Here is a 23,473-nt window from a genome sequence, read left to right as displayed (position 1 = left end):
AACTCTATTCTACAGAAGGGACTTCCTTTTTTCTATTTACACAAAATATTTTACACTCTCGGACAGAATACATAAACCGGATTCTTTTATAAATAAATTCTTTTACTTTATACTAAAGAAAATAAATGAAAAGGACAGATAGATAATGAAATCAACTAAAAAAGGGAACATACTATTTTGTCGCTTGGAAATTGGTGAAGACATTAATGCGTCACTTTTGAAATTAGCTGACGAATGGAACGTGAAAGCCGGTATTGTGCAGGGAATTGGCGCTTGTGACAAGGTTGGCTTGATGGTTTATGATGTTGAAAAAAAAGATTACGACCTAAGAGATTATACAGAGTTTATGGAAATGGTTTCGTTAAATGGGAATATCACACGCATGGACAATAAAGCTCATGTTCATTTGCATGCTGCTTTTGGTCGAGAGAATCTAAAAGCCATTGCAGGACACTTAGACTACGGAGTGATTAGTGCTACGGCTGAAATAATTATAACGATAGTAGATACAGAACTGACTCGCTTCCATGAAAAAGAAACTGGATTAGATTTATGGGAGATTTAGCTTGAAATTTTTTTATTAATTGTTTTGACTTGAGGTTGAAAAGGTGGTATTATTATCTCGAAATCGAAATAGTTTGGGTGAATGGAGGGGACAGGATGTCTAGCCGTACGAACGATTCTTTGAAAGCATTAACAGTTTTAATGCGGTCTTCTCAACATGTGCAAGAAAGCATTAAAAAAAGTATCTCTAATTTTGGCTTAAATCCATCTGAGTTTGGAGTATTGGAGCTATTATACCATAAAGGTGAACAGCCAATTCAAAATATTGGGAAAAAAATCTTATTAGCAAGTAGTAGCCTTACATATGTCATTGATAAGTTAGAGTCAAAAGGTCTTGTTTCTCGCAAACCGTGTGAGACAGATCGACGTGTCATCTTTACTGCAATTACAGAGGAAGGCCGTAAAGTAATGGATGAAATCTTTCCACTAAATGAAAAAGATATTGAAGAAATTTTTTCGGTTCTAGAGCCAGATGAGTTAAAACAATACGTTGAATTAGTAAAAAAAGTGGGGCTTCATGTAGAGGAATTAAACAAAACAAAATAAAGTTTAAAAACCTCAGGTTGCTTCCTGAGGTTTTTAAATTGTATGGTAAAATAGTGTATGACGAATTGTTGTCGCATTTTTCTAATTGCAAAAAATGGGGGATATTTTTGAAAGTCAAACATCCATCGAAGCAACTTCATCTTTATCACATAAATGATTTACATTCACATTTCGAAAACTGGCCGAAAATACGCAGATATTTAAATCAAAAAAAGCAAGAACATGAAGAGAATAATGAAGACGTATTAATTTTTGATATAGGTGATTTTTTAGATCGGGTTCACCCATTGACAGAAGCAACCAATGGCAAAGCAAATGTTCAGTTAATGAATCGCGTAGCATTTGATGCCGTAACAATTGGAAATAATGAAGGAATTGGTAATACAAAAACTGTATTAAATCAACTCTTTCAAGAAGCTAAATTCCCAGTTGTCTTAGGAAATCTTTTTGATATAGAAGATAAAAACTTGCCAGATTGGGCTCAACCCTATATTATTTTGGTATTGGAAAATGGGATACGAGTTGGCGTCACAGGATTAACTGCCCCCCTGTATTTAAGTTATTTACCGAATGGCTGGCAGCCAAAAGAATCCTATGAAGTTCTTCCAGGTCTTCTTCAAGAAATGAAACCGAAAACGGATATAATTATTCTATTATCCCACATGGGGATTATTGAGGATGAACACATGGCAGAAATGTATCAAGATCTTGATGTAATTATGGGCGCACATACCCATCATGTTTTACCACAAGGTAAACTCATCGATGGAACCATACTCACTGGCGGAGGCAAGTGGGGAGAATATATCGGTCATACAATAGTAGGTTATTCTGAGGAGAAGGTGATCACTTCTATTAAAACAGAATTGATTACCTGTGCAGATTTACCGGAGCTTCAACTTGATGAAATTGAGATAAATCGTTTATGGGATAAAGGAGTCGAAATGCTGCGTGAAGAAGAAATAGCAGATATTCCTTTTACCTTAGAGACAGAGTGGTACAATCATACTGATTTAGTCGATTTAGGACTTGAAGCGATCACGGAATTTGCTAATATTGATATTGGTATACTAAATTCTGGTCTATTTTTAGATGATTTGCCGGCAGGAATTATTTCAAAAGAAACGTTGCACCATATTCTTCCGCATCCTATGCGCTTAATCAGCTGTAAAATGTCAGGACAAAACTTTTGTGATTTGATTTTTGGAATGGAAAAAATGCGAGAAGAATTACGAGTAAGACAGGTCACTGGCATGGGATTTCGTGGGAAAATATTTGGTGAAATATGTTATAAAGGGATCAAAGTAGATACTGATAACAAAATAATTTATTATAATGGAACTATTATCCAAAAGGGTGATACAATAAAATTTGTAACTGTCGACCATTATCGATACGTTTCATTCTTTCCGTTAATAGAAAATAAAGGTGAAAGTGAATTACTCTTTCCTTACTTTTTGAGGGATGTCGTGAGTAAATATTTAGAGGATCACTTTCCTATTTTATACAGCAAATGAGGCGATAACGTGAATGCAAATAAAAAAAATAAAGAATCTGTAAAAGAACAAGTTGCATCTAAAATTGATTCTATTACAGTAACAGTAGAAGAACCGGAAAAAAAAGAAGAAAAACCTGTTCATTTAAGTAAGGTAGAATTACTGAATGAAAAGCAAATTAAAGTTGAAAATGCCACCTATAAAATAGTGGTAAATTACCGAGAAGCCGTTCAGCCAGAAGCACTTGCCGAACGTTATAATAGTATTTTGAGTAAGTATGATTATATTGTTGGAGACTGGGGATATGACCAGTTGCGTTTAAAAGGTTTTTATCAAGAAGATAATCATCGAGCGCCTTTCGACAAAAAAATTAATTTTCTGGAAGATTACTTATATGAATTTTGTAATTTTGGTTGTGCTTATTTTGTTTTAGAAAAAGAACAGAGTGAAAAAACAAATAAGAATAAAAGTAAACGCAGAAAAAAACGCCAAAACAAAGACCGTAAAGACGAAGTGCAAACAGATAAAAATCACAATAAGAATTTTTCCATAAAAACGGATGGCAAAAAAAGACCAACCCCACAAAAAAAGAATGAGAAGCAGCGAAAAGAAACAAACTCAAGACAATCGAAAACAAATCAACCAAAGACCAGTTTTCAAATTCACGAAAAAAATGACTAGAGATAGGGAGAGTTGAGAAATCAAACACTATAAAGGATATTTAATCGATTTAGATGGAACAATGTATAGTGGGACATTGCCGATTCCGACTGCAAAAGTATTTGTAGAGGAGTTAGTTGCAAAAGGAATACCCCATTTATTTTTAACAAATAATGCTACACGAACACCAGAAGAAGTCGCAAATTACTTGAAAGAGATTTGTCAAATTGATACGAGTCCTGACTTTGTATATACAAGCGGAATTGCAGCAGTAGAATATGTTTCTCACCATCATCCTTCTGCACGTACTTTTATTGTCGGGGAGCCGGCATTGATACGACAGGCAGAAGAAAATGAGCTTATTCTTGCTAATAAAGAAATCGATGTTGTTATTCAATCTTTGGATCGAACGATGACCTATGAAAAACTTGTGATCGCAAACAACGCCATCCGAAATGGAGCAGAGTTTATTGCGACAAACCCTGATACTAGTATTCCGACAGAAAATGGATTCATACCAGGAGCAGGTTCCTTAACTGCCTTTTTAAAAACAAGTACTCAAAAAGATCCAATTATTATTGGGAAGCCTTATTCGCATATTATGGATGGGGCACTAGAAAAGTTGCGCTTGTCGAAAGATGAGGTTGCCATGGTAGGGGACAACTACAATACAGATATCCTAGCTGGAATAAATTATGGAATCGATACTATCTTGACGCTAACTGGTTTTACTAGAAGAGAAGATTTGGAATATATCGAAACTAAGCCGACACATATTGTAAATAATCTGACTGAATGGATTGTGTGATTATGAAGCGTCTTTCTAATTTTTTTGGTTATTTAGCCATATTCTTATTTATTTTATCTTTTGCAATAGCTTTTACAATTAATTTTACGCCGTTGTATTCTTTTGATATTGGTTATTTAAATATAGAGGAATTAACTGGTTTTTCGAAAGAAGTAATTATGGAAAACTATCGTATATTATTAAAATATTTAAATTATCCGTGGATTACGGAATTAAACATGCCTGATTTCCCTTCTTCTGAAAGTGGACTGTTTCATTTTTATGAAGTAAAGAGGCTGTTTATGCTCGACTATGCAATCCTGTTCTTTAGTGGGGTTTACAGCTTTTTCTTTATCCGGAAAAAAGTAAAAGAAGGGGATAAATGGGAAATGATTCAGCCGACAAGAATCATGATGGTCATACCAATTGTCGTCCTGATTTTTATTTTTTTGAATTTTAATTCGTTATTCATTACCTTTCACGAACTGTTTTTTAATAATGATGCTTGGTTATTCGATTGGCGGACTGACCCAATTATCCTAGCCTTGCCCCAATCATTTTTTATGCATTGTTTTATCTCTGTTTTCCTTATCCTGGAAGGTGGAATAGCAGGGTTGCATTTTTGGTCTAAACAAAAATAAAAGACATCGATTCGAATTTCCGAATCGATGTCTTTTTGTGAGATTTTATAAGTTTTTCATTTCATAATTTCACTTTTATTAGGATCATCATGGGCAATACGACTTGCAGCAGCTGCCGCAATTGCTCCAACAATGTCATCTAAAAATGTGTGACAATGTTCATCTGTTTTGTCATTTAATCGTTTTAAAATTCCTGGTTTGACTTTATCGATATATCCATAATTTGTAAAACCAATCGAACCATATACATTAACAATAGAGAGGGCTAAAATTTCATCGATGCCATACAAACCTTCATCATTTACTAAAATATCTTGTAATGGTTGAGAGAGAATCCCTTTTTCTGCTAGAACATCTAACTCGATGCCTGTAATAACAGCATTTTGGACTTCTCTTTTAGTCAAGACAGATTGAACATTTTCTCTACACAAATCCATTGAGATATCTTCCACATATTCTTTCTGTAGAAACAATACCAATTCAGCGATATCATCAATTTCTACCCCTCGATCTTGTAAAAGGGCTAGAGCTCTTTGGTGTAATTCACTACTACTTTTTACCATATTTATTTTTCCTCCTTCAAGGATTGTTTAAAATAAACTTGTACTATGCATTGGCTGTACTCGGGTATTTGGATTGATAAATACCATGGCGTTATTCACAGCGGTTGGAGCCTCGCCAAATCCAGTAGCAATTAATTTTACTTTTCCTTCATAGGTACAAATATCTCCCACTGCATAAATGCCTGGAATCGATGTTTCCATTTTCGTATTTACGAGAATCGAATTACCTTTCACTTCGTAACCCCATTTTTTAAGACCACCAATTGAAGAGGAGAAGCCATAATTAATAAGAAAATCATCAATTTCAAGTTCTTGTTTATTTTCTTTACGAGCCTCTTGTAAAATGACACTGGAAAGTCTTCCACCATCGCCGTTAATACCTACAGGTACAAAGGGAGTTATGATTTCAACGCTTGATTTTGTTAAAAGATGGATACTATGTTCTTGCGCACGAAACTGCGGACGACGATGAATCAAAAATACTTTTTTTGCAATCGGTTCCAAGGTGAGTGCCCAATCTACTGCAGAGTCTCCGCCACCACAAATAGCAACTCTCTTATCTCTGAAACCTTCTATATTGTTGACAAAATAATGAAGGTTCTCGTCTTCATATTTATCTGCATTTTGAATTTCTAATTTACGCGGACGGAATGCGCCATTTCCAGCAGTGATGATAACTGCTTTTGAATAGTGCAATTGTTTGGACGTTTGAATCTCAAAAATACCATCTTTATTTTTAGTTAAATCAAAAGCTTCTTCGTTACAGTGAATCGTCGTGTCAAACCGATTCATTTGCTCACGTAAATTCTTTACTAAATCTTCTCCAGTAATCTCTGGCAATGCTGCTATATCGTAAATCTTTTTTTCAGCATACAACATACCCGGCTGTCCGCCAATTTGAGGTAAGGCTTCAATTATTTTTACTTTTGCTTGCCTAAGACCGGCGTAAAATGCGGTAAACATTCCAACAGGACCGCCACCAATAATCGTAATATCAAATATTTCTTTCTCTTTATCCAAATTAAAACCTCCAAAACTTATAAAATGCCTAATCTTACATAAATAAGATTCACAACAAAGGCTACCACAATTCCAGTTAATAATCCTACAAAAACTTCAAGAGGTTTATGTCCCAAATATTTTTTTAGAATCATTTTTTTATCTTGGATGGGTTCATTCGCATAAGCGTCTGGTTGATGTTGAGAGAGATTACGCAACTCTCGTATCATTTGAACAAGTACGATGCCTTGTTCGCCGCTTTGTCTCCGAACTCCCATGGAATCAAACATAACAATTACGCCAAAAGTTGTCGCGATTGCTACGTAACCTGAAGAATAACCATACTCTAATATAAGAGCAGTAATCAATGCGGTTACACCAGCCGAATGTGAGCTGGGCATTCCTCCTGTAGTTGTGATAATGGATACTGATGTTTTTTTATCTTTCATCAGTAAAGCAATCGGAAATTTTAATGCTTGGGTAAAAAATATAGCTGTTAATGAACAAATTAAGGGGAAATTATTAAATAATATCATGTCTAAGCATCCTTCATCAGAAATTAAAATATAGTTATATGATAACATGAAAGCTTTTGAGTAACCTAATAAAAAATGACGGAAGATGTGGAATGATTTAAATGGTATATGTTAGAATGGTTATAAAAGGAGGAGAAATAATGAATTTATATCCACAATTGAATGAAACAGTTGAAAATGAAGAAAATGTAATTATGAAAACAAATAAAGGTGATATCCATTTACGTTTATTCCCGGAGTTTGCACCGAAGGCAGTTGAGAACTTTTTAGGTCTTGCAAGAAAAGGTTATTACGATGGAATTATCTTTCACCGTGTTATTAATGATTTTATGGTTCAAGGCGGGGATCCTACTGGAACAGGTATGGGTGGAGAAAGCATTTGGGGAGAATCGTTTGAAGATGAGTTCAATATGAATCTCTTTAACATCCACGGCGCTCTTTCTATGGCGAATGCTGGTCCAAACACAAATGGCAGTCAATTTTTTATTGTTACAAATAAGCAAGTTCAAGATAGCATGCTTTCACAATTAGAAAATGGCGGATGGCCAACAGAAGTGATTGAGGAATATAGAACAAATGGCGGCACACCATGGTTGGATCATCGCCACACTGTTTTTGGACAAGTGAAATCTGGCATGGATGTCGTATACGCGATTGAAGACGTTGAAAAAGGAGCGAACGACAAGCCAGTTGAAGACATTGTCATTTTAGGATTCGAATTTTAATTTATCCTCTTATCACAATGATAAAGGGTGATATCTGTCTGTCATTTTCTCCTCAAATCATGCTATAATGATTTTATATAAAGAAGGGGAGTAACATCGCTATGGATTACAAAATAGGAGATATTATAACAGGGACAGTAACAGGAATACAATCATATGGTATTTTTGTTGCACTTGATATGAATATCCAAGGGCTCATTCATATTTCAGAATGTAAACATGGTTATGTAACTGATCTAGATGAAATGATTCAAGTTAATGATGAAGTAGTAGCGAAAATTATCGATATTGATGAATATACAAAAAAAATCAGTCTTTCTTTACGTGCAATGGAAAAGCTGCCAATACCACCTTACCCACAACGAAAAAAGCATAGACGAAGAAGGTATACGCCTCAAATCGGATTTGAAACACTACGAGAAAAAATGCCTACTTGGATTGAAGAAGCTAAATTGGATGAAAAAAAGCGCATTTCTAATATGAATGATATATAAAAGACTTTTAATGATGGAAGAGAGATGAATGGTCATGGCAGAAAACAAGAAAGTTGCAGGAACGATCATGGTCACAAACCAACAAGGAGAAACCTTCTTTCTCGTTCGAAAAACAGAAGATGATCTATCTTTTCTTTTTGAGAAAATCGAAGAAGGAACAAAATTTCCGATGGGTATTATAATGGATTCGTTACTTAGCCATGTGACGGTTGATTCAGAATCTCTGCGTTTGATGGATTTAACGAATATAAAAGGAGAAGAACGTACTATCCCATTATTTGTATTTGATTTAGTTGAACGTCCAGATAATGAAATACTTTTATTAAATGGAAGCGAAAGTATCATTTGGCGACGAGCAAAAGATATGGCGGACCTTCTAAATGAATGTGATTCAAATGTTGTTCCAATTTATAGAAGTTAATTTATTATTTTATAAATATAAAGGCAAATGGAGGAAATTAAATAATGACACATATTCAATTTGATTACTCAAAAGCAACAAAGTTTTTTGGCCAGTATGAGGTAGACTATTTACAAGACCAAGTTACAATAGCAGATAAGGCTTTACGCGAGGGAACCGGTCCTGGTAACGATTTTACTGGATGGATTGAGTGGCCAGAGAAATATGATAAAGAAGAATTTGATCGGATTAAAGCTGCAGCGAAAAAAATCCAAAATGATTCTGAAGTATTAGTGGTTATTGGTATTGGTGGATCATACTTAGGCGCGAGAGCTGCAATTGATTTTTTAAATCATACATTCTATAACGTACAGACTAATGAAGACCGGAAGACACCGCAAATATTTTTTGCTGGTAATAGCATCAGTTCAACGTACCTTGCTGATTTGATCGAAGTAATTGGAGACCGTGATTTTTCAATCAATATGATTTCTAAATCAGGAACAACAACTGAGCCTGCTATCGCTTTCCGTGTATTTAAAGAACTATTAATTAAAAAATATGGAAAAGAAGAAGCTGTGAAGCGTATTTATTCTACTACGGATAAAGAAAAAGGTGCTGCTAAAAATGAAGCAGATGTAGAGGGATACGAAACATTTGTTATTCCAGATGATATTGGTGGACGTTTTACTGTTTTAACAGCTGTTGGTTTATTGCCAATTGCAGTAAGTGGAGCAGATGTCGATACAATTATGCAAGGAGCAAAAGATGCTCAAAAAGAATATTCAAATCCTGATTTAAATAAAAATGGTGCATATCAATATGCTGCCATTCGAAATTTATTATACCGTAAAGGTAAAGTAACAGAATTATTAATTAATTATGAACCAGGTATGCAATATTTTTCTGAATGGTGGAAACAGTTATTTGGTGAGTCAGAAGGGAAAGACCAAAAAGGAATCTATCCTTCTAGTGCGAACTTCTCAACTGATCTTCATTCGCTGGGACAATATATTCAAGATGGACGTCGCAATATCTTCGAGACAGTTATCAAAGTAGACAACGCTCGTAAAAATATTACTATACCTACATTAGAAGAAGATTTAGATGGATTAAAGTATCTTGAAGACAAAGAAATAGATTTCGTAAATACGAAAGCTTTCCAAGGTACGCTCCTTGCTCATACTGATGGGGATGTTCCGAATCTATTACTTACTATCCCTAAAATGGATGAATATACTTTAGGATACATGATTTATTTCTTTGAGATTGCGGTTGGCATCTCCGGTTATTTGAATGGCGTTAACCCGTTTGACCAACCAGGAGTAGAAGCGTATAAGAAAAATATGTTTGCGTTATTAGGGAAACCAGGATTTGAAGAATTAGCTGAAGAGTTAAACGAACGCTTATAATTTGGCGGATACTGCAGCACACCTTCTGTAACGGAAGGTGTGTTTGTTTTTTTGTTTAAATTGACAGGGCTTTCAAAGGTATGCTATACTTATTCTTGCAGATATGAGTTTTTTATTTCTTTATTGTTGACAAAAGATTCTGATGCATGTTATTATGTTTGAGTCGCTTCGAGAGATAGACAAAAAAACTTTTTAAAAAAGTTGTTGACATCTATATCTAGTCGTGTTAATATTTAGAAGTTGTCACGAAGAGAGTTACACCTAATACGTGATAGCGGATTTGACCTTTGAAAACTGAACAAAGAATGAACGAACCAAACGTGCAGGGCATCTTTTCGAAGATGCACACAATAAAGCCGGTACTTTGTACCGCAAACATTAAGTCAGCAAAAAAAAGAGCTATTCAGCTTATCATGTCGGATTTCTGTACAAGAGTCCACATTTAACATGAGAGTTTGATCCTGGCTCAGGACGAACGCTGGCGGCGTGCCTAATACATGCAAGTCGTACGAACCGATTAAGGAGCTTGCTCCTTATGACGTTAGTGGCGAACGGGTGAGTAACACGTGGGTAACCTGCCCTTAAGCGGGGGATAACATCCGGAAACGGGTGCTAATACCGCATAGTTTCCCTCTCCACATGGAGGGGGAAGGAAAGACGGCCTTTGTGCTGTCGCTTAGGGATGGACCCGCGGCGTATTAGTTAGTTGGTAGGGTAACGGCCTACCAAGGCGATGATACGTAGCCGACCTGAGAGGGTGATCGGCCACATTGGGACTGAGACACGGCCCAAACTCCTACGGGAGGCAGCAGTAGGGAATCTTCCGCAATGGACGAAAGTCTGACGGAGCAACGCCGCGTGAGTGAAGAAGGTTTTCGGATCGTAAAACTCTGTTGTCGGAGAAGAACAAGCAGGAAAGGAACTGTTCCTGCCTTGACGGTACCCGACCAGAAAGCCACGGCTAACTACGTGCCAGCAGCCGCGGTAATACGTAGGTGGCAAGCGTTGTCCGGATTTATTGGGCGTAAAGCGAGCGCAGGCGGTTCCTTAAGTCTGATGTGAAAGCCCACGGCTCAACCGTGGAAGGTCATTGGAAACTGGGGAACTTGAATGCAGAAGAGGAGAGTGGAATTCCATGTGTAGCGGTGAAATGCGTAGATATATGGAGGAACACCAGTGGCGAAGGCGACTCTCTGGTCTGTAATTGACGCTGAGGCTCGAAAGCGTGGGGAGCAAACAGGATTAGATACCCTGGTAGTCCACGCCGTAAACGATGAGTGCTAAGTGTTGGAGGGTTTCCACCCTTCAGTGCTGCAGTTAACGCATTAAGCACTCCGCCTGGGGAGTACGGCCGCAAGGCTGAAACTCAAAGGAATTGACGGGGACCCGCACAAGCGGTGGAGCATGTGGTTTAATTCGAAGCAACGCGAAGAACCTTACCAGGTCTTGACATCCCTTGCCATTCCCAGAGATGGGAGGTTCCCTTCGGGGACAAGGTGACAGGTGGTGCATGGTTGTCGTCAGCTCGTGTCGTGAGATGTTGGGTTAAGTCCCGCAACGAGCGCAACCCTTATTGCTAGTTGCCAGCATTCAGTTGGGCACTCTAGTGAGACTGCCGGTGACAAACCGGAGGAAGGTGGGGATGACGTCAAATCATCATGCCCCTTATGACCTGGGCTACACACGTGCTACAATGGATGGTACAACGAGCAGCGAACCCGCGAGGGCAAGCGAATCTCTGAAAGCCATTCTCAGTTCGGATTGCAGGCTGCAACTCGCCTGCATGAAGCCGGAATCGCTAGTAATCGCGGATCAGCACGCCGCGGTGAATACGTTCCCGGGTCTTGTACACACCGCCCGTCACACCACGAGAGTTTGTAACACCCGAAGTCGGTGGGGTAACCCTTACGGGAGCCAGCCGCCTAAGGTGGGATAGATGATTGGGGTGAAGTCGTAACAAGGTAGCCGTATCGGAAGGTGCGGCTGGATCACCTCCTTTCTAAGGAATTTAACGGAACCTGCCGAAGTTCATCATTCTTGTTCAGTTTTGAGAGGTCAACTCTCAATGAATCTTTGTTCCTTGAAAACTGAATAGCATAACATGAAATACAAAGTAAGAAACCAAAACATTTTACCGCGTTACACGTTGGACGATTTTTTAACGAAAACGTTCGATAGTAAAGGCCAGCAATGGCCGAAGCTTGACCACAGGTTAAGTGAATAAGGGCGCACGGTGGATGCCTTGGCACTAGGAGCCGATGAAGGACGGGACGAACGCCGATATGCTCCGGGGAGCTGTAAGTAAGCATTGATCCGGAGATTTCCGAATGGGGCAACCCAATATCTTTGATAGGATATTACAAACACGTGAATACATAGCGTGTTTGAGGTAGACGCAGGGAACTGAAACATCTCATTACCTGCAGGAAGAGAAAGAAAAATCGATTCCCTGAGTAGCGGCGAGCGAAACGGGAAAAGCCCAAACCAGAGAGCTTGCTCTCTGGGGTTGTAGGACTGGGACGTGAGACTGCAATGGATAGCAGAAGCCGGCTGGAAAGCCGCGCAAGACAGGGTAACAGCCCCGTATGCGAAATCCAACGCAGCTCTACCAGGATCCTGAGTACGGCGGAACACGAGAAATTCCGTCGGAATCCGGGAGGACCATCTCCCAAGGCTAAATACTCCCTAGTGACCGATAGTGAACCAGTACCGTGAGGGAAAGGTGAAAAGCACCCCGGAAGGGGAGTGAAATAGTACCTGAAACCGTGTGCTTACAAGTAGTCAGAGCCCGTTAAGGGGTGATGGCGTACCTTTTGTAGAATGGACCGGCGAGTTACGATCCCATGCGAGGTTAAGCCGAAAAGGCGGAGCCGCAGCGAAAGCGAGTCTGAACAGGGCGAATGAGTATGTGGTCGTAGACCCGAAACCAGGTGACCTACCCATGTCCAGGTTGAAGGTGCGGTAATACGCACTGGAGGACCGAACCCACGTACGTTGAAAAGTGCGGGGATGAGGTGTGGGTAGCGGAGAAATTCCAATCGAACCTGGAGATAGCTGGTTCTCTCCGAAATAGCTTTAGGGCTAGCCTCGGATCAACGAATCGTGGAGGTAGAGCACTGTTTGGACTAGGGGCCCTTCTCGGGTTACCGAATTCAGATAAACTCCGAATGCCATGGATTCAAGTCCGGGAGTCAGACTGCGAGTGATAAGATCCGTAGTCGAAAGGGAAACAACCCAGCCCACCAGCTAAGGTCCCCAAGTATCTGTTAAGTGGAAAAGGATGTGGGGTTGCACAGACAACTAGGATGTTGGCTCAGAAGCAGCCATCATTTAAAGAGTGCGTAATAGCTCACTAGTCGAGTGACCCTGCGCCGAAAATTTACCGGGGCTAAACAGATCACCGAAGCTGTGGATGGAACCCATTGGGGTTCCGTGGTAGGAGAGCGTTCTAAGGGCAGAGAAGCCGGACCGTGAGGACCGGTGGAGCGCTTAGAAGTGAGAATGCCGGTATGAGTAGCGAAAGACGGGTGAGAATCCCGTCCACCGAATGACTAAGGTTTCCTGGGGAAGGCTCGTCCTCCCAGGGTTAGTCGGGACCTAAGCCGAGGCCGACAGGCGTAGGCGATGGACAACAGGTTGATATTCCTGTACCAGTTGTTTTTGTTTGAACGATGGAGGGACGCAGGAGGCTAAGGAAAGCGTGCGATTGGAAGAGCACGCCCAAGCAGTGAGTCCGGGGGAGAGTCAAATGCTTTCCCCCGCACGGATGAGCTGTGACGGGGAGGGAAATTGAGTACCGAAGTTCCCGATGCCACACTGCCAAGAAAAGCTTCTAGTAAGAAACCAACTGCCCGTACCGCAAACCGACACAGGTAGTCGAGGAGAGTATCCTAAGGTGAGCGAGCGAACTCTCGTTAAGGAACTCGGCAAAATGACCCCGTAACTTCGGGAGAAGGGGTGCTGACCGCAAGGTCAGCCGCAGTGAATAGGCCCAAGCGACTGTTTATCAAAAACACAGGTCTCTGCAAAATCGAAAGATGACGTATAGGGGCTGACGCCTGCCCGGTGCTGGAAGGTTAAGAGGAGAGGTTAGCCGCAAGGCGAAGCTTCGAATTGAAGCCCCAGTAAACGGCGGCCGTAACTATAACGGTCCTAAGGTAGCGAAATTCCTTGTCGGGTAAGTTCCGACCCGCACGAAAGGCGTAACGATTTGGGCACTGTCTCAACGAGAGACTCGGTGAAATTATAGTACCAGTGAAGATGCTGGTTACCCGCGACAGGACGGAAAGACCCCATGGAGCTTTACTGCAGGTTGATATTGATTGTTTCTGCCACATGTACAGGATAGGTAGGAGCCGTAGAAGTCGGGACGCTAGTCTCGATGGAGGCGCCATTGGGATACTACCCTTGTGGCAGGAACACTCTAACCCGCTGCCCTTATCGGGCAGGGAGACAGTGTCAGTCGGGCAGTTTGACTGGGGCGGTCGCCTCCTAAAATGTAACGGAGGCGCCCAAAGGTTCCCTCAGAATGGTTGGAAATCATTCGCAGAGTGCAAAGGCAGAAGGGAGCTTGACTGCGAGACAGACAAGTCGAGCAGGGACGAAAGTCGGGCTTAGTGATCCGGTGGTACCGCATGGAAGGGCCATCGCTCAACGGATAAAAGCTACCCTGGGGATAACAGGCTTATCTCCCCCAAGAGTTCACATCGACGGGGAGGTTTGGCACCTCGATGTCGGCTCGTCGCATCCTGGGGCTGTAGTCGGTCCCAAGGGTTGGGCTGTTCGCCCATTAAAGCGGCACGCGAGCTGGGTTCAGAACGTCGTGAGACAGTTCGGTCCCTATCCGTCGCGGGCGTTGGAAATTTGAGAGGAGCTGTCCTTAGTACGAGAGGACCGGGATGGACACACCGCTGGTGTACCAGTTGTTCTGCCAAGAGCATCGCTGGGTAGCTATGTGTGGAAGGGATAAACGCTGAAAGCATCTAAGCGTGAAGCCCCCCTCAAGATGAGATTTCCCATCATTTTAAATGAGTAAGACCCCTGAGAGACGATCAGGTAGATAGGCTGGAAGTGGACGCGCAGCGATGTGTGGAGCGGACCAGTACTAATCGGTCGAGGACTTAACCAAGAAACAGACGGTAAGGCGGAAGAATGGTTTCTTTCCGGTAGATCATGTTGGCTATTCAGTTTTGAGGGAACGAAGTTCCTGAAATAAAGAGGGATCACTGTGGGCGAAGCCCAAGTGTATCATGTCTGTAAGCAGCTGAAGCAGCAACAGCCATGACAATGTGCGGTGGCGATGGCAAGAAGGTCACACCTGTTCCCATCCCGAACACAGAAGTTAAGCTTCTTAGCGCCGATTGTAGTGAAGGGTTTCCCTTTGTGAGAGTAGGACGCTGCCGCGCATTTTTTTATTTTTTAAATATTGGAGGTTTAGCTCAGCTGGGAGAGCGTCTGCCTTACAAGCAGGATGTCAGCGGTTCGATCCCGTTAACCTCCATTATCATGCCTATTGTTGCATTAGCAGCTTACGGACATGATGGACGTGAGCAAGTGCTCGCGGTAAACTTCATATAATGAGTCATTAGCTCAGTTGGTAGAGCATCTGACTTTTAATCAGAGGGTCGCAGGTTCGAGCCCTGCATGACTCATTTACTTTTACAAATAAAAAAACAAAACATGCGGGTGTGGCGGAATTGGCAGACGCACTAGATTTAGGATCTAGCGCCGCGAGGCGTGGGGGTTCAAGTCCCTTCACCCGCATCCAATCATTTAGCCGGCTTAGCTCAGTTGGTAGAGCATCTGATTTGTAATCAGAGGGTCGAGGGTTCAAGTCCTTTAGCCGGCATCTATCTAACTGCGGAAGTAGTTCAGTGGTAGAACATCACCTTGCCAAGGTGGGGGTCGCGGGTTCGAACCCCGTCTTCCGCTCTTTTATTTTGTTTTGAAGCACCCATAGCTCAATTGGATAGAGTACCTGACTACGAATCAGGCGGTTGCAGGTTCGACTCCTGCTGGGTGCATTTTTATTAGTACGGGAAGTAGCTCAGCTTGGTAGAGCACTTGGTTTGGGACCAAGGGGTCGCAGGTTCGAATCCTGTCTTCCCGATTAAAAGGATTTTATTACCTCTTTGGGGGCTTAGCTCAGCTGGGAGAGCGCCTGCCTTGCACGCAGGAGGTCAGCGGTTCGATCCCGCTAGTCTCCATTTTTTATAGTAGAATGTTAGATTTTCAGCGGTGTAGCTCAGCTGGCTAGAGCGTCCGGTTCATACCCGGGAGGTCGTGGGTTCAATCCCCTCCGCCGCTATTGCATAACTTTTATGCAATAATATAGAATATATTATTATCGCGGGGTAGAGCAGTTGGCAGCTCGTCGGGCTCATAACCCGGAGGTCGCAGGTTCAAGTCCTGCCCCCGCAATTAGCATGATTGTTAGTTTGATAACTTACAATCATGGCATACTTGGATGTTAGTCCAAGGAATATTCTTAATAAATATTTTTACGCAAAGTGGTTCCGTGGTGTAGGGGTTAACATGCCTGCCTGTCACGCAGGAGATCGCGGGTTCAAATCCCGTCGGAACCGCCACGCGGGTGTAGTTTAGTGGTAAAACTACAGCCTTCCAAGCTGTTGTCGGGAGTTCGATTCTCCTCACCCGCTTTTAAATAGTAAGGGCCTATAGCTCAGCTGGTTAGAGCGCACGCCTGATAAGCGTGAGGTCGATGGTTCGAGTCCATTTAGGCCCATATAAGTGTTAGATAATGGGGAAGTACTCAAGAGGCTGAAGAGGCGCCCCTGCTAAGGGTGTAGGTCGTTTCATAGCGGCGCGAGGGTTCGAATCCCTCCTTCTCCGTAATGTGAAGCAAGCGAAACACCTAACCTAAATTGGCCCGTTGGTCAAGCGGTTAAGACACCGCCCTTTCACGGCGGTAACACGGGTTCGAATCCCGTACGGGTCATTATCATGATTGTTTATAACTATGATAAAGTATGCTATTTTAATTATTTACTTCGGAGGATTACCCAAGTCCGGCTTAAGGGAACGGTCTTGAAAACCGTCAGGCGTGTAAAAGCGTGCAAGGGTTCGAATCCCTTATCCTCCTTTGCCTTAATCGGCTTATCATTTTTATTATCGCGGGGTAGAGCAGTTGGCAGCTCGTCGGGCTCATAACCCGGAGGTCGCAGGTTCAAGTCCTGCCCCCGCAATTGTATGTTTGAAGAGGCTTGGTAGCTCAGTTGGTAGAGCACTTGATTGAAGCTCAAGGTGTCGGCGGTTCGATTCCGTCCCAAGCCATTTATTTTTATTTTGTAGTTATGCGGGTGTAGTTTAGTGGTAAAACTACAGCCTTCCAAGCTGTTGTCGGGAGTTCGATTCTCCTCACCCGCTTATAAGTTTAATGATGAGGCCCGTTGGTCAAGCGGTTAAGACACCGCCCTTTCACGGCGGTAACACGGGTTCGAATCCCGTACGGGTCATAAAAAAAGGCAGTCTACTTTCTTTTAAGAAAGCAGACTGCCTTTTTTTCTAATTCATTGGATGTTGAAGCATGAGAGCATAGGCTGTTAAAGAAACAAATACGATTAATGATAAATAATTATCTTGTTTTATCTTACTACGGAAAGACTTAATTGTTACAGGCAGGATGAAAATCAATAAAAGAATAGAGAATAAAATTTGTTTTATAATCGGAGTATTATTAATATGGAAAATTATAAAAACTATAACAATACTGATAAAGAAGAAAATAAAAATAAGGGGTTTAAATTTTGTGTAAATTGTTTTTGGATAAAGATCGCTTAATGACACGCTAGTAAATAATTTCTTTTGTTGTAAAAAAATCACCGTGCTAATCAAAAAAAGGTTTGGTAATAAATATGATAGAAGCGTGATAGAAATGAAGTTTGTTTGAAAGTAATAGGCCACTAGATTTAAAATGATAGCTTTAAAAAATAATTGTAAAATATAGAAGAACTCTGTTTGTTCTAAACTTATTTGCGGATGATATGCTATAAAAATAAACAAACCATATAGTAAAAGTAAGAATACAGCCAACCAATTTATAGCTACAAATAAGAGAATAAGAAGAAAAGCCAGTACTACTAGGAAGACACGTCGAAAAAAGAGAGAAGATTGTATCGTACCCTGTTGCTTTTTCATTAGATATCTTTCTAAGAGACCCATTGTTAAAAGGAAAAGATATAATAAAAAGAAAGGATAAAAATGAAAGGCATCGGTTTTTGAGCCAAGAACGGTTCCTACAATAATCATTGAAAAGGGAAGTAGCAGCCAGCTAAGAAATGAGTTATTTAATCTGTTTGTTATTTTTGTGACGAAAGATTCCACATTTTTCCTCCTCTTTTGTGGTAGTGAGTCAAATACATACCCTTTCATCATAGAAAAAGGAAAACTTTCTGTCAAGCAAGAGTTTCCTTTCTTAATAAGATGTGGTTGATTTTTTGATGAGAAAATCGTATAGTATAGCTGTTGCTCTTTTAAGGCTGAAAGCAATATCCCGATAGGATCCACCATGTGGATATGCCTTGTAACCAAAAGATATGGGGGAAATAAGAAATGGTAGAAAAAAAATTATTTACATCAGAATCTGTTACGGAGGGTCATCCAGATAAAATTGCTGATCAAATTAGTGATGCAATTTTAGATGAATTATTAAGACAAGACCCAGATGCCCGTGTTGCTTGTGAAACAGTTGTGACAACCGGATTAGTAATGGTTTTTGGAGAAGTTACAACTTCTGCATATGTTAATATTCAACAAGTTGTGCGCGACACAGTTACCGAAATTGGATATACTCGTGGGAAATTTGGCTTTGATGCTGAAAATTTAGCTGTCATGGTGTCTCTAGATGAACAATCATCCGATATTGCGGTTGGTGTCGATCGTTCCTTAGAGGTAAGAGAAGAACATTCTGATAAGGAGACGAGCTTAATCGGTGCGGGAGATCAAGGGTTAATGTTTGGCTTTGCTATTAATGAAACAGAAGAACTGATGCCTCTTCCTATTAGTTTGAGTCATCGATTAACTCGACAGTTATCTAAGGTACGTAAAGATGGGACAATGGACTATCTTCGTCCAGATGGAAAAGCACAAGTTACAGTAGAATATGATGAGAATGGGAACCCTCTTCGTGTAGATACAATTGTGTTGAGTACACAACATGATGAATTCGTGACCTATGACACACTGAAAGATGACATAATGAAAAATGTTATTCAAAAAGTGGTAAGCGGTGAGCTACTAGATGAATATACAAAATATTATATTAATCCAACTGGACGTTTTGTTACTGGCGGACCAAAGGGAGATTCAGGCTTGACTGGACGTAAGATAATCGTTGATACATATGGTGGTTATGCCCGTCATGGTGGAGGGGCTTTTTCTGGTAAAGATGCTACAAAAGTAGACCGTTCTGCCAGTTATGCTGCTCGCTACATTGCAAAAAATATTGTGGCAGCAAAAATTGCTGAAAAATGTGAAATTCAACTTGCTTATGCAATTGGAGTTGCTGAACCTGTCTCCATAGCAATCGACACCTTTGGAACAAGTACCGTTTCAGAAGAGCGATTAATAGAAGTGATCAGAGAACTATTTTCATTAACACCTTCTGGTATCATTGAAATGCTGGACTTAAAACGCCCAATCTTTAGAAAGACAGCTAGTTATGGTCACTTTGGACGTGAAGAAAGTACATTTACATGGGAGCAAACGGATAAAGTTGAGTTGTTAAAAGAAAAACTTGCTATCAGTGAATTCTAAAAAAAGAATCAGTTAAAAAAGAAGAAATTTTGCTATCAAAATAAGCAGAGTTTCTTCTTTTTTGTCAGTAAATAATTATCTAATGAAGCTATTGAATGAATGTCAAAAAATAATAAAAACATCATCTATTAACTGCTTCAGCCTTTCTAGTCAATGAAAAGAAAAATAAAACACAAAGGGTCATGGCTATGAAAGCGGTTATTATCTATAATGGAATAAATAGTAGAGAAGGGGGATTGTAGTGTTTGAAGAACAAGAGGAGGTTGTTGTCGCAACAATCCGAGAAAGAGGAGTTACTTATTCGTTAGATTTCCATACACACAAAGAATATGAACTGGTATTACTTCACGGAGGGAATTGCCGATTTTTAGTAGGAAATCAATTTTTCTATCTTCAACCTGGTAATTTATTAATGCTGGACGGGACGATTATCCACAAAGCATATGTATCGGGAGACCCCCAGGAATATGAAAGAAGTGTCTTGAGATTTGATGCGGAATGGATACAACCTTTATTGCAAGATTTGAAGGTGGAACATTTATTAGAGTTGTTTACTGAAAATCGCAATGGCCTTATTCGAATTTTTAAAAAGCGCGATGAAGCGATTATTGAGAATATGATGAAGGAAATTTGTACTTTAATTGTATTAGGGGATAATCATTTAAATGATGTACAAAAGAGATTAGCTGTTGTCCAACTACTAATTCAAATTTCGATATCCACCGATTATATTATTCGAAAAGACCAAACATTTCGAGATGAGAAAACAGAAATTGCAGAGAAAATATCAAATTTTTTATTCAAAAACTATAGCCGACCGATTAGTATTGATGATGTTTCTTCTGCAGTAAATTTAAGTAAATCGTATATGTCTCATGTTTTTAAAGAGGTAACGGGACATACCATTATGACTTACTTGATGCAATATCGTTTATCAAAAGCTCGTAACCAGTTAATTCAAGAACCAGATGAACGAATAAAGATTATTTCACAGGAAAATGGATTCGAAAGCGAAGCTCATTTTAGCCGTTTTTTCAAACGTAATATGGGTGTCTCGCCAAGTGAATATCGAAAACAACAATATAATATTATTAACGAAGGAGAATTGTAATGACAGAAAAAGTTAAATTAGGGATTATTGGATATGGTGCAGAAGGCGGAATGTATGCTGGCTTTTTTGCAAAAAATGATGAGAGATTGGATCAAAACGTCATTGAGTTAGCTGCAATTTGTGATAACGATCCTGCAAAAAAAGAAAAAGTAGCCCAGGACTTTCCAGAATTACCTTTCTTTGATAATTATTTAGATATGCTTGAGTCGGGTGTCGTAAATGCAATCGTTACAACAGTTCCTCACTATGAGCATGTAAAAATGGGGATGGATGCATTAAAATACGGTATCCATTTATTAGGTGAAAAGCCAGTAGGCGTTTATACAAAAGAAGTAGAGCGCTTGATCGCAGCATCCAAAGAATACTCTGACACAACTTTTGCTATTTTCTTTAACCAACGTACAAATCCGTTATACCGTCGCGTTAAAGAACTAATGGACAATAAAGAAATTGGTGATTTACAACGTGCAACCTGGATCATAACTACTTGGTGGAGACCTCAAGGATATTACAATCAGAGTAATTGGCGTGCGACATGGGGAGGAGAAGGTGGAGGCGTTCTTGTCAATCAAGCTCCTCACCAACTTGATTTGCTACAATGGATTTGTGGAAAACCAGAAAAAGTAACTGCAAAATTACAATACGGTGCAGGAAGAGATATTGCCGTAGAGAATGAAGTGAATGCACTACTAGATTTTGGGAATGGTGTAACGGGATCCTTCATCACATGTACCCACGATATGATTGGAACAGATCGTTTTGAAATTTTTGGTTCAAAAGGAAAAATCGTTGTAGAAGATTCCAAACGACTAACCGTTAAAAAATTAGTTAAAGCTGAAGAAGAGCTGTCAGAAACAATGTCCATGGAGGACGTCGTAAAACTATTCATGGGACAAATGAATATGTCTGATTATGTTGAAGAGACAGTTGAAGAATTTGAAACGGTTATGGGGCAACAACATATTGATGTCTTAAATAACTTCGCAAATCACATTGTAAATGGTGAAGAACTATTGGCGCCAGGAGAAGATGGAATTAATGGCGTTCGATTGGCAAATTCGATACATTTGTCCTCATGGTTAGACAAAGAAGTGGATTACAACCATGACAAAGATCTTTATTTAGACGAGCTAAACAAGCGTATCGTTGAAGAAGGAAAATTTGAAACAAAAGCATAAAGGAGGAAACAGAAAGATGGCAAAAATAGGTGTACAAGGTTCAACAGTAAAACAGCAATTTCAAGAGCTAGGTGTCTATGAGACAATGAAAAAATTGTCTGAGATTGGTTATAAATCAGTTGAGATTTCACAAGTAGAAACAAGCCCGGAAAATATTGAAGCAATTCAAAAAGCATGCAAGGATTTCGATATGGAAATCGCTGCAATGAGTGCTTCTTTAGAACCACAGACAAAGGATGGAGAATCATTAACAACTCATTACGACAAAATCGTCGCAGACTGTAAAGCAGTGGATGCAGACCTTTTACGTATTGGAATGTTGCCTATCCCTGCAATGGCGAGCCTTGATAAGGTTTTAGAATTTTGCGAAAAAGTAAATGACGTTACAAAAAAATTAAAAGAAGATGGTATCACACTGTATTATCATAACCACCATGTGGAATTTCGTAAATACGATGGTAAATTCTTATTAGACATTATTCGCGAAAAAGCACCATTACTTGGATTTGAACTGGATGTGCATTGGATTCAACGTGGTGGAGCTAATCCGTTAGAAGTAATTCGTGACTATAAAGGGAAAGTAGAATTGATTCATTTGAAAGATTACCGTGTCGGCGAATTGCCACAAGAATCAGTGGATGCATTGTTCCAAGGTGATGCTAGCAAATTTATGGACAAATTTAATAATCTAATCGAATTTGCCGAACTTGGATCAGGAACGCTTCCGTTGAAAGAAATAATTGAAGAGTCCCTTTCGTCTGGAGTACGCTATTTATTAGTAGAGCAAGATGATACTTACGGAGTTGATCCATTTGAAAGTCTAAAAATTTCCTATGAACATTTAGTTGAATTAGGTTATACAGAATTATTCTAAAATGAAGTAGGGGATAGGCGGCTCATCCGACTATCTCCTACTTCATTTATTTTTGCCGCTCTATTTTTTAGTATGGGTAGAGGAATGATCACTTCCTTCTTTCGATTGCAATGATAAAGGGAGGTTCATTTTTTTGATTGATAAATTGATAACGAAGAACAGAGAATTCTTTTTGATCCAATTGTTCTGAAAATTGCAGAAGAGCATCTTTCTCTTCGGTACCTGCTGGATGGCCACTATAGATTACAATGATTAAAAGACTTCCAATCCTCAAATGTGGAAGCAGACTTACTATACTTTTAATAGTGGAATCTTTCAAAGTTGTAATACTTTTATCTCCACCTGGAAGATATCCCAGATTATAAATAATAGCACCGATTTCTTTATTTTTTGGGAGATAACTTTCTGCATTTTCATGACCGACTTGATGAAGAGTGACTCGTTCGCCTAAACCGGTCAGCAGTAATTTCTGCCTCGTTTTTTCTATGGCAGATGCTTGGATATCAAAACCGATAACAGTACCTCTGGAGCCCGTTAATTGAGCTAGCAAAATGGTATCATTTCCATTACCAACTGTAGCATCTATTACCAAATCTCCTGGTACAATGGTTTGTTTTAATAAATCATGACTAAAACTAACTGCATTTTTAAGCATAAAGAAACACCTCGATTTTTTTTATTATCATAACATACAGGAGGCAAGTGGATAACTG

At 39.9% G+C, this 23,473-nt stretch carries 19 protein-coding genes, 20 tRNA genes, 3 rRNA genes and 1 riboswitch; of the genes, 37 read left to right on the top strand and 5 right to left on the bottom strand.

What is annotated here, in order from left to right; genetic code table 11:
- Positions 1-145: 145 nt before the first annotated feature.
- From EJN90_RS13465 to EJN90_RS13440, 6 genes are all read left to right on the top strand, one after another.
- Positions 146-565, top strand: a complete 420-nt coding sequence (locus tag EJN90_RS13465; protein WP_126112077.1) for a PPC domain-containing DNA-binding protein — start codon at positions 146-148, stop codon at positions 563-565.
- A gap of 95 nt (positions 566-660) precedes the next feature.
- Positions 661-1,110: a MarR family winged helix-turn-helix transcriptional regulator gene (locus EJN90_RS13460; RefSeq protein WP_126112075.1), complete on the top strand. Its 450-nt coding sequence runs from the start codon at positions 661-663 to the stop codon at positions 1,108-1,110.
- Between the two features lie 107 nt (positions 1,111-1,217).
- A complete protein-coding gene (locus tag EJN90_RS13455; RefSeq protein ID WP_126112073.1) occupies positions 1,218-2,627 on the top strand; it encodes a bifunctional metallophosphatase/5'-nucleotidase in 1,410 nt (469 codons plus the stop codon).
- Positions 2,628-2,636: 9 nt separating this feature from the next.
- A complete protein-coding gene (locus EJN90_RS13450) occupies positions 2,637-3,287 on the top strand; it encodes a YutD family protein (RefSeq protein ID WP_126112071.1) in 651 nt (216 codons plus the stop codon).
- A gap of 19 nt (positions 3,288-3,306) precedes the next feature.
- Positions 3,307-4,074, top strand: coding sequence for a TIGR01457 family HAD-type hydrolase (locus EJN90_RS13445; RefSeq protein ID WP_227872630.1), 768 nt, complete (start codon positions 3,307-3,309; stop codon positions 4,072-4,074).
- A gap of 2 nt (positions 4,075-4,076) precedes the next feature.
- Entirely contained in the window at positions 4,077-4,694 is a 618-nt protein-coding gene (locus EJN90_RS13440) for a TIGR01906 family membrane protein (RefSeq protein WP_407657545.1), read from the top strand.
- Between the two features lie 56 nt (positions 4,695-4,750).
- Here EJN90_RS13440 and EJN90_RS13435 read toward each other — a convergent pair whose 3' ends face one another.
- The 3 genes from EJN90_RS13435 to EJN90_RS13425 are packed head-to-tail and all read right to left on the bottom strand — an operon-like array spanning position 4,751 to position 6,792.
- Positions 4,751-5,257 (bottom strand): phosphatidylglycerophosphatase A family protein, encoded by a 507-nt coding sequence (locus EJN90_RS13435; protein ID WP_126112065.1) that lies wholly within the window; start codon positions 5,255-5,257, stop codon positions 4,751-4,753.
- A 27-nt stretch (positions 5,258-5,284) separates the two neighbouring features.
- Complete coding sequence (locus EJN90_RS13430) at positions 5,285-6,277, bottom strand: NAD(P)/FAD-dependent oxidoreductase (RefSeq protein WP_126112063.1); 993 nt, start codon at positions 6,275-6,277, stop codon at positions 5,285-5,287.
- A 17-nt stretch (positions 6,278-6,294) separates the two neighbouring features.
- On the bottom strand, positions 6,295-6,792 hold the full coding sequence (locus EJN90_RS13425; RefSeq protein ID WP_126112061.1) for a divergent PAP2 family protein: 498 nt from the start codon (positions 6,790-6,792) through the stop codon (positions 6,295-6,297).
- 140 nt (positions 6,793-6,932) lie between these two features.
- Between EJN90_RS13425 and EJN90_RS13420 the strand changes: the two genes are divergently transcribed.
- The 27 genes from EJN90_RS13420 to EJN90_RS13290 all read left to right on the top strand — a co-directional run bounded on the left by EJN90_RS13420 (position 6,933) and on the right by EJN90_RS13290 (position 17,298).
- Positions 6,933-7,517 (top strand): peptidylprolyl isomerase, encoded by a 585-nt coding sequence (locus EJN90_RS13420; RefSeq protein ID WP_126112059.1) that lies wholly within the window; start codon positions 6,933-6,935, stop codon positions 7,515-7,517.
- Positions 7,518-7,618: 101 nt separating this feature from the next.
- Positions 7,619-8,011, top strand: coding sequence for a CvfD/Ygs/GSP13 family RNA-binding post-transcriptional regulator (locus EJN90_RS13415; protein ID WP_126112057.1), 393 nt, complete (start codon positions 7,619-7,621; stop codon positions 8,009-8,011).
- A gap of 28 nt (positions 8,012-8,039) precedes the next feature.
- Positions 8,040-8,432: a hypothetical protein gene (locus EJN90_RS13410; protein ID WP_126112055.1), complete on the top strand. Its 393-nt coding sequence runs from the start codon at positions 8,040-8,042 to the stop codon at positions 8,430-8,432.
- Positions 8,433-8,476: 44 nt separating this feature from the next.
- Positions 8,477-9,823 carry a glucose-6-phosphate isomerase gene (locus tag EJN90_RS13405; protein ID WP_126112053.1) on the top strand — a complete coding sequence of 449 codons (1,347 nt, stop codon included), beginning with the start codon at positions 8,477-8,479 and terminating at the stop codon, positions 9,821-9,823.
- Positions 9,824-10,266: 443 nt separating this feature from the next.
- Positions 10,267-11,822: ribosomal RNA gene (locus tag EJN90_RS13400) — 16S ribosomal RNA — on the top strand.
- Positions 11,823-12,033: 211 nt separating this feature from the next.
- Positions 12,034-14,951: ribosomal RNA gene (locus tag EJN90_RS13395) — 23S ribosomal RNA — on the top strand.
- Positions 14,952-15,112: 161 nt separating this feature from the next.
- Positions 15,113-15,228: ribosomal RNA gene (gene rrf / locus EJN90_RS13390) — 5S ribosomal RNA — on the top strand.
- Together the 16S, 23S and 5S rRNA genes with 20 tRNA genes alongside form the textbook arrangement of a ribosomal RNA operon.
- Positions 15,229-15,250: 22 nt before the next feature.
- Positions 15,251-15,323: transfer RNA gene (locus EJN90_RS13385), tRNA-Val, on the top strand.
- Positions 15,324-15,401: 78 nt separating this feature from the next.
- Positions 15,402-15,474: transfer RNA gene (locus EJN90_RS13380), tRNA-Lys, on the top strand.
- 30 nt (positions 15,475-15,504) lie between these two features.
- A tRNA-Leu gene (locus EJN90_RS13375) sits at positions 15,505-15,586 on the top strand.
- A gap of 12 nt (positions 15,587-15,598) precedes the next feature.
- Positions 15,599-15,671: transfer RNA gene (locus EJN90_RS13370), tRNA-Thr, on the top strand.
- A gap of 11 nt (positions 15,672-15,682) precedes the next feature.
- A tRNA-Gly gene (locus tag EJN90_RS13365) sits at positions 15,683-15,754 on the top strand.
- 18 nt (positions 15,755-15,772) lie between these two features.
- Positions 15,773-15,846 (top strand) — tRNA-Arg (locus EJN90_RS13360).
- A gap of 12 nt (positions 15,847-15,858) precedes the next feature.
- Positions 15,859-15,932: transfer RNA gene (locus EJN90_RS13355), tRNA-Pro, on the top strand.
- A 24-nt stretch (positions 15,933-15,956) separates the two neighbouring features.
- Positions 15,957-16,029, top strand: a tRNA-Ala gene (locus tag EJN90_RS13350).
- A gap of 27 nt (positions 16,030-16,056) precedes the next feature.
- Positions 16,057-16,130, top strand: a tRNA-Met gene (locus EJN90_RS13345).
- A 40-nt stretch (positions 16,131-16,170) separates the two neighbouring features.
- A tRNA-Met gene (locus EJN90_RS13340) sits at positions 16,171-16,243 on the top strand.
- A gap of 91 nt (positions 16,244-16,334) precedes the next feature.
- Positions 16,335-16,410, top strand: a tRNA-Asp gene (locus EJN90_RS13335).
- 1 nt (position 16,411) lies between these two features.
- Positions 16,412-16,482: transfer RNA gene (locus EJN90_RS13330), tRNA-Gly, on the top strand.
- A 12-nt stretch (positions 16,483-16,494) separates the two neighbouring features.
- Positions 16,495-16,568, top strand: a tRNA-Ile gene (locus tag EJN90_RS13325).
- A gap of 17 nt (positions 16,569-16,585) precedes the next feature.
- A tRNA-Ser gene (locus EJN90_RS13320) sits at positions 16,586-16,675 on the top strand.
- Between the two features lie 34 nt (positions 16,676-16,709).
- Positions 16,710-16,781: transfer RNA gene (locus EJN90_RS13315), tRNA-Glu, on the top strand.
- 54 nt (positions 16,782-16,835) lie between these two features.
- Positions 16,836-16,925 (top strand) — tRNA-Ser (locus EJN90_RS13310).
- 30 nt (positions 16,926-16,955) lie between these two features.
- A tRNA-Met gene (locus tag EJN90_RS13305) sits at positions 16,956-17,028 on the top strand.
- Positions 17,029-17,043: 15 nt separating this feature from the next.
- A tRNA-Phe gene (locus EJN90_RS13300) sits at positions 17,044-17,116 on the top strand.
- Positions 17,117-17,138: 22 nt separating this feature from the next.
- A tRNA-Gly gene (locus EJN90_RS13295) sits at positions 17,139-17,209 on the top strand.
- Positions 17,210-17,226: 17 nt separating this feature from the next.
- Positions 17,227-17,298: transfer RNA gene (locus EJN90_RS13290), tRNA-Glu, on the top strand.
- A gap of 49 nt (positions 17,299-17,347) precedes the next feature.
- Here the strand turns inward: EJN90_RS13290 and EJN90_RS13285 are convergent.
- Positions 17,348-18,352, bottom strand: coding sequence for a hypothetical protein (locus EJN90_RS13285; RefSeq protein WP_126112051.1), 1,005 nt, complete (start codon positions 18,350-18,352; stop codon positions 17,348-17,350).
- Positions 18,317-18,397: riboswitch (SMK box riboswitch) on the top strand. (Overlaps the previous gene by 36 nt.)
- Here EJN90_RS13285 and metK point away from each other — a divergent pair.
- The 4 genes from metK (at position 18,395) to EJN90_RS13265 (ending at position 22,760) form a co-directional block, all read left to right on the top strand.
- Entirely contained in the window at positions 18,395-19,597 is a 1,203-nt protein-coding gene (gene metK, locus EJN90_RS13280; protein WP_126112049.1) for a methionine adenosyltransferase, read from the top strand. It overlaps the preceding riboswitch by 3 nt.
- A gap of 241 nt (positions 19,598-19,838) precedes the next feature.
- Positions 19,839-20,708: an AraC family transcriptional regulator gene (locus EJN90_RS13275; RefSeq protein ID WP_126112047.1), complete on the top strand. Its 870-nt coding sequence runs from the start codon at positions 19,839-19,841 to the stop codon at positions 20,706-20,708.
- Positions 20,708-21,886 (top strand): Gfo/Idh/MocA family protein, encoded by a 1,179-nt coding sequence (locus tag EJN90_RS13270; RefSeq protein WP_126112045.1) that lies wholly within the window; start codon positions 20,708-20,710, stop codon positions 21,884-21,886. The genes EJN90_RS13275 and EJN90_RS13270 overlap by 1 nt, the downstream gene beginning before the upstream one ends.
- Positions 21,887-21,902: 16 nt before the next feature.
- Positions 21,903-22,760, top strand: coding sequence for a sugar phosphate isomerase/epimerase family protein (locus EJN90_RS13265; RefSeq protein ID WP_126112043.1), 858 nt, complete (start codon positions 21,903-21,905; stop codon positions 22,758-22,760).
- Between the two features lie 88 nt (positions 22,761-22,848).
- Here EJN90_RS13265 and EJN90_RS13260 read toward each other — a convergent pair whose 3' ends face one another.
- Positions 22,849-23,415, bottom strand: a complete 567-nt coding sequence (locus tag EJN90_RS13260; protein ID WP_126112041.1) for a tRNA (mnm(5)s(2)U34)-methyltransferase — start codon at positions 23,413-23,415, stop codon at positions 22,849-22,851.
- Positions 23,416-23,473 lie beyond the last annotated feature (58 nt).

Origin of the sequence: Jeotgalibaca ciconiae, assembly GCF_003955755.1 — a bacterium.
GTDB lineage: Bacteria > Bacillota > Bacilli > Lactobacillales > Aerococcaceae > Jeotgalibaca > Jeotgalibaca ciconiae.
Note: the sequence above shows the minus strand (reverse complement) of the source record. Positions and strands in the feature narration are given on the sequence as shown.

Excerpts from the sequence above, each read along its gene's own strand:
- EJN90_RS13415 (WP_126112057.1), top strand. The coding sequence starts at position 7,619 with ATGGATTACAAAATAGGAGATATTATAACAGGGACAGTAACAGGAATA.
- EJN90_RS13410 (WP_126112055.1), top strand. The coding sequence starts at position 8,040 with ATGGTCATGGCAGAAAACAAGAAAGTTGCAGGAACGATCATGGTCACA.
- EJN90_RS13425 (WP_126112061.1), bottom strand. The coding sequence starts at position 6,792 with ATGATATTATTTAATAATTTCCCCTTAATTTGTTCATTAACAGCTATA.
- EJN90_RS13440 (WP_407657545.1), top strand. The coding sequence starts at position 4,077 with ATGAAGCGTCTTTCTAATTTTTTTGGTTATTTAGCCATATTCTTATTT.
- EJN90_RS13405 (WP_126112053.1), top strand. The coding sequence starts at position 8,477 with ATGACACATATTCAATTTGATTACTCAAAAGCAACAAAGTTTTTTGGC.
- EJN90_RS13285 (WP_126112051.1), bottom strand. The coding sequence starts at position 18,352 with ATGGTGGATCCTATCGGGATATTGCTTTCAGCCTTAAAAGAGCAACAG.
- EJN90_RS13260 (WP_126112041.1), bottom strand. The coding sequence starts at position 23,415 with ATGCTTAAAAATGCAGTTAGTTTTAGTCATGATTTATTAAAACAAACC.
- metK (WP_126112049.1), top strand. The coding sequence starts at position 18,395 with ATGGTAGAAAAAAAATTATTTACATCAGAATCTGTTACGGAGGGTCAT.
- EJN90_RS13460 (WP_126112075.1), top strand. The coding sequence starts at position 661 with ATGTCTAGCCGTACGAACGATTCTTTGAAAGCATTAACAGTTTTAATG.
- EJN90_RS13270 (WP_126112045.1), top strand. The coding sequence starts at position 20,708 with ATGACAGAAAAAGTTAAATTAGGGATTATTGGATATGGTGCAGAAGGC.
- EJN90_RS13420 (WP_126112059.1), top strand. The coding sequence starts at position 6,933 with ATGAATTTATATCCACAATTGAATGAAACAGTTGAAAATGAAGAAAAT.
- EJN90_RS13435 (WP_126112065.1), bottom strand. The coding sequence starts at position 5,257 with ATGGTAAAAAGTAGTAGTGAATTACACCAAAGAGCTCTAGCCCTTTTA.
- EJN90_RS13465 (WP_126112077.1), top strand. The coding sequence starts at position 146 with ATGAAATCAACTAAAAAAGGGAACATACTATTTTGTCGCTTGGAAATT.
- EJN90_RS13265 (WP_126112043.1), top strand. The coding sequence starts at position 21,903 with ATGGCAAAAATAGGTGTACAAGGTTCAACAGTAAAACAGCAATTTCAA.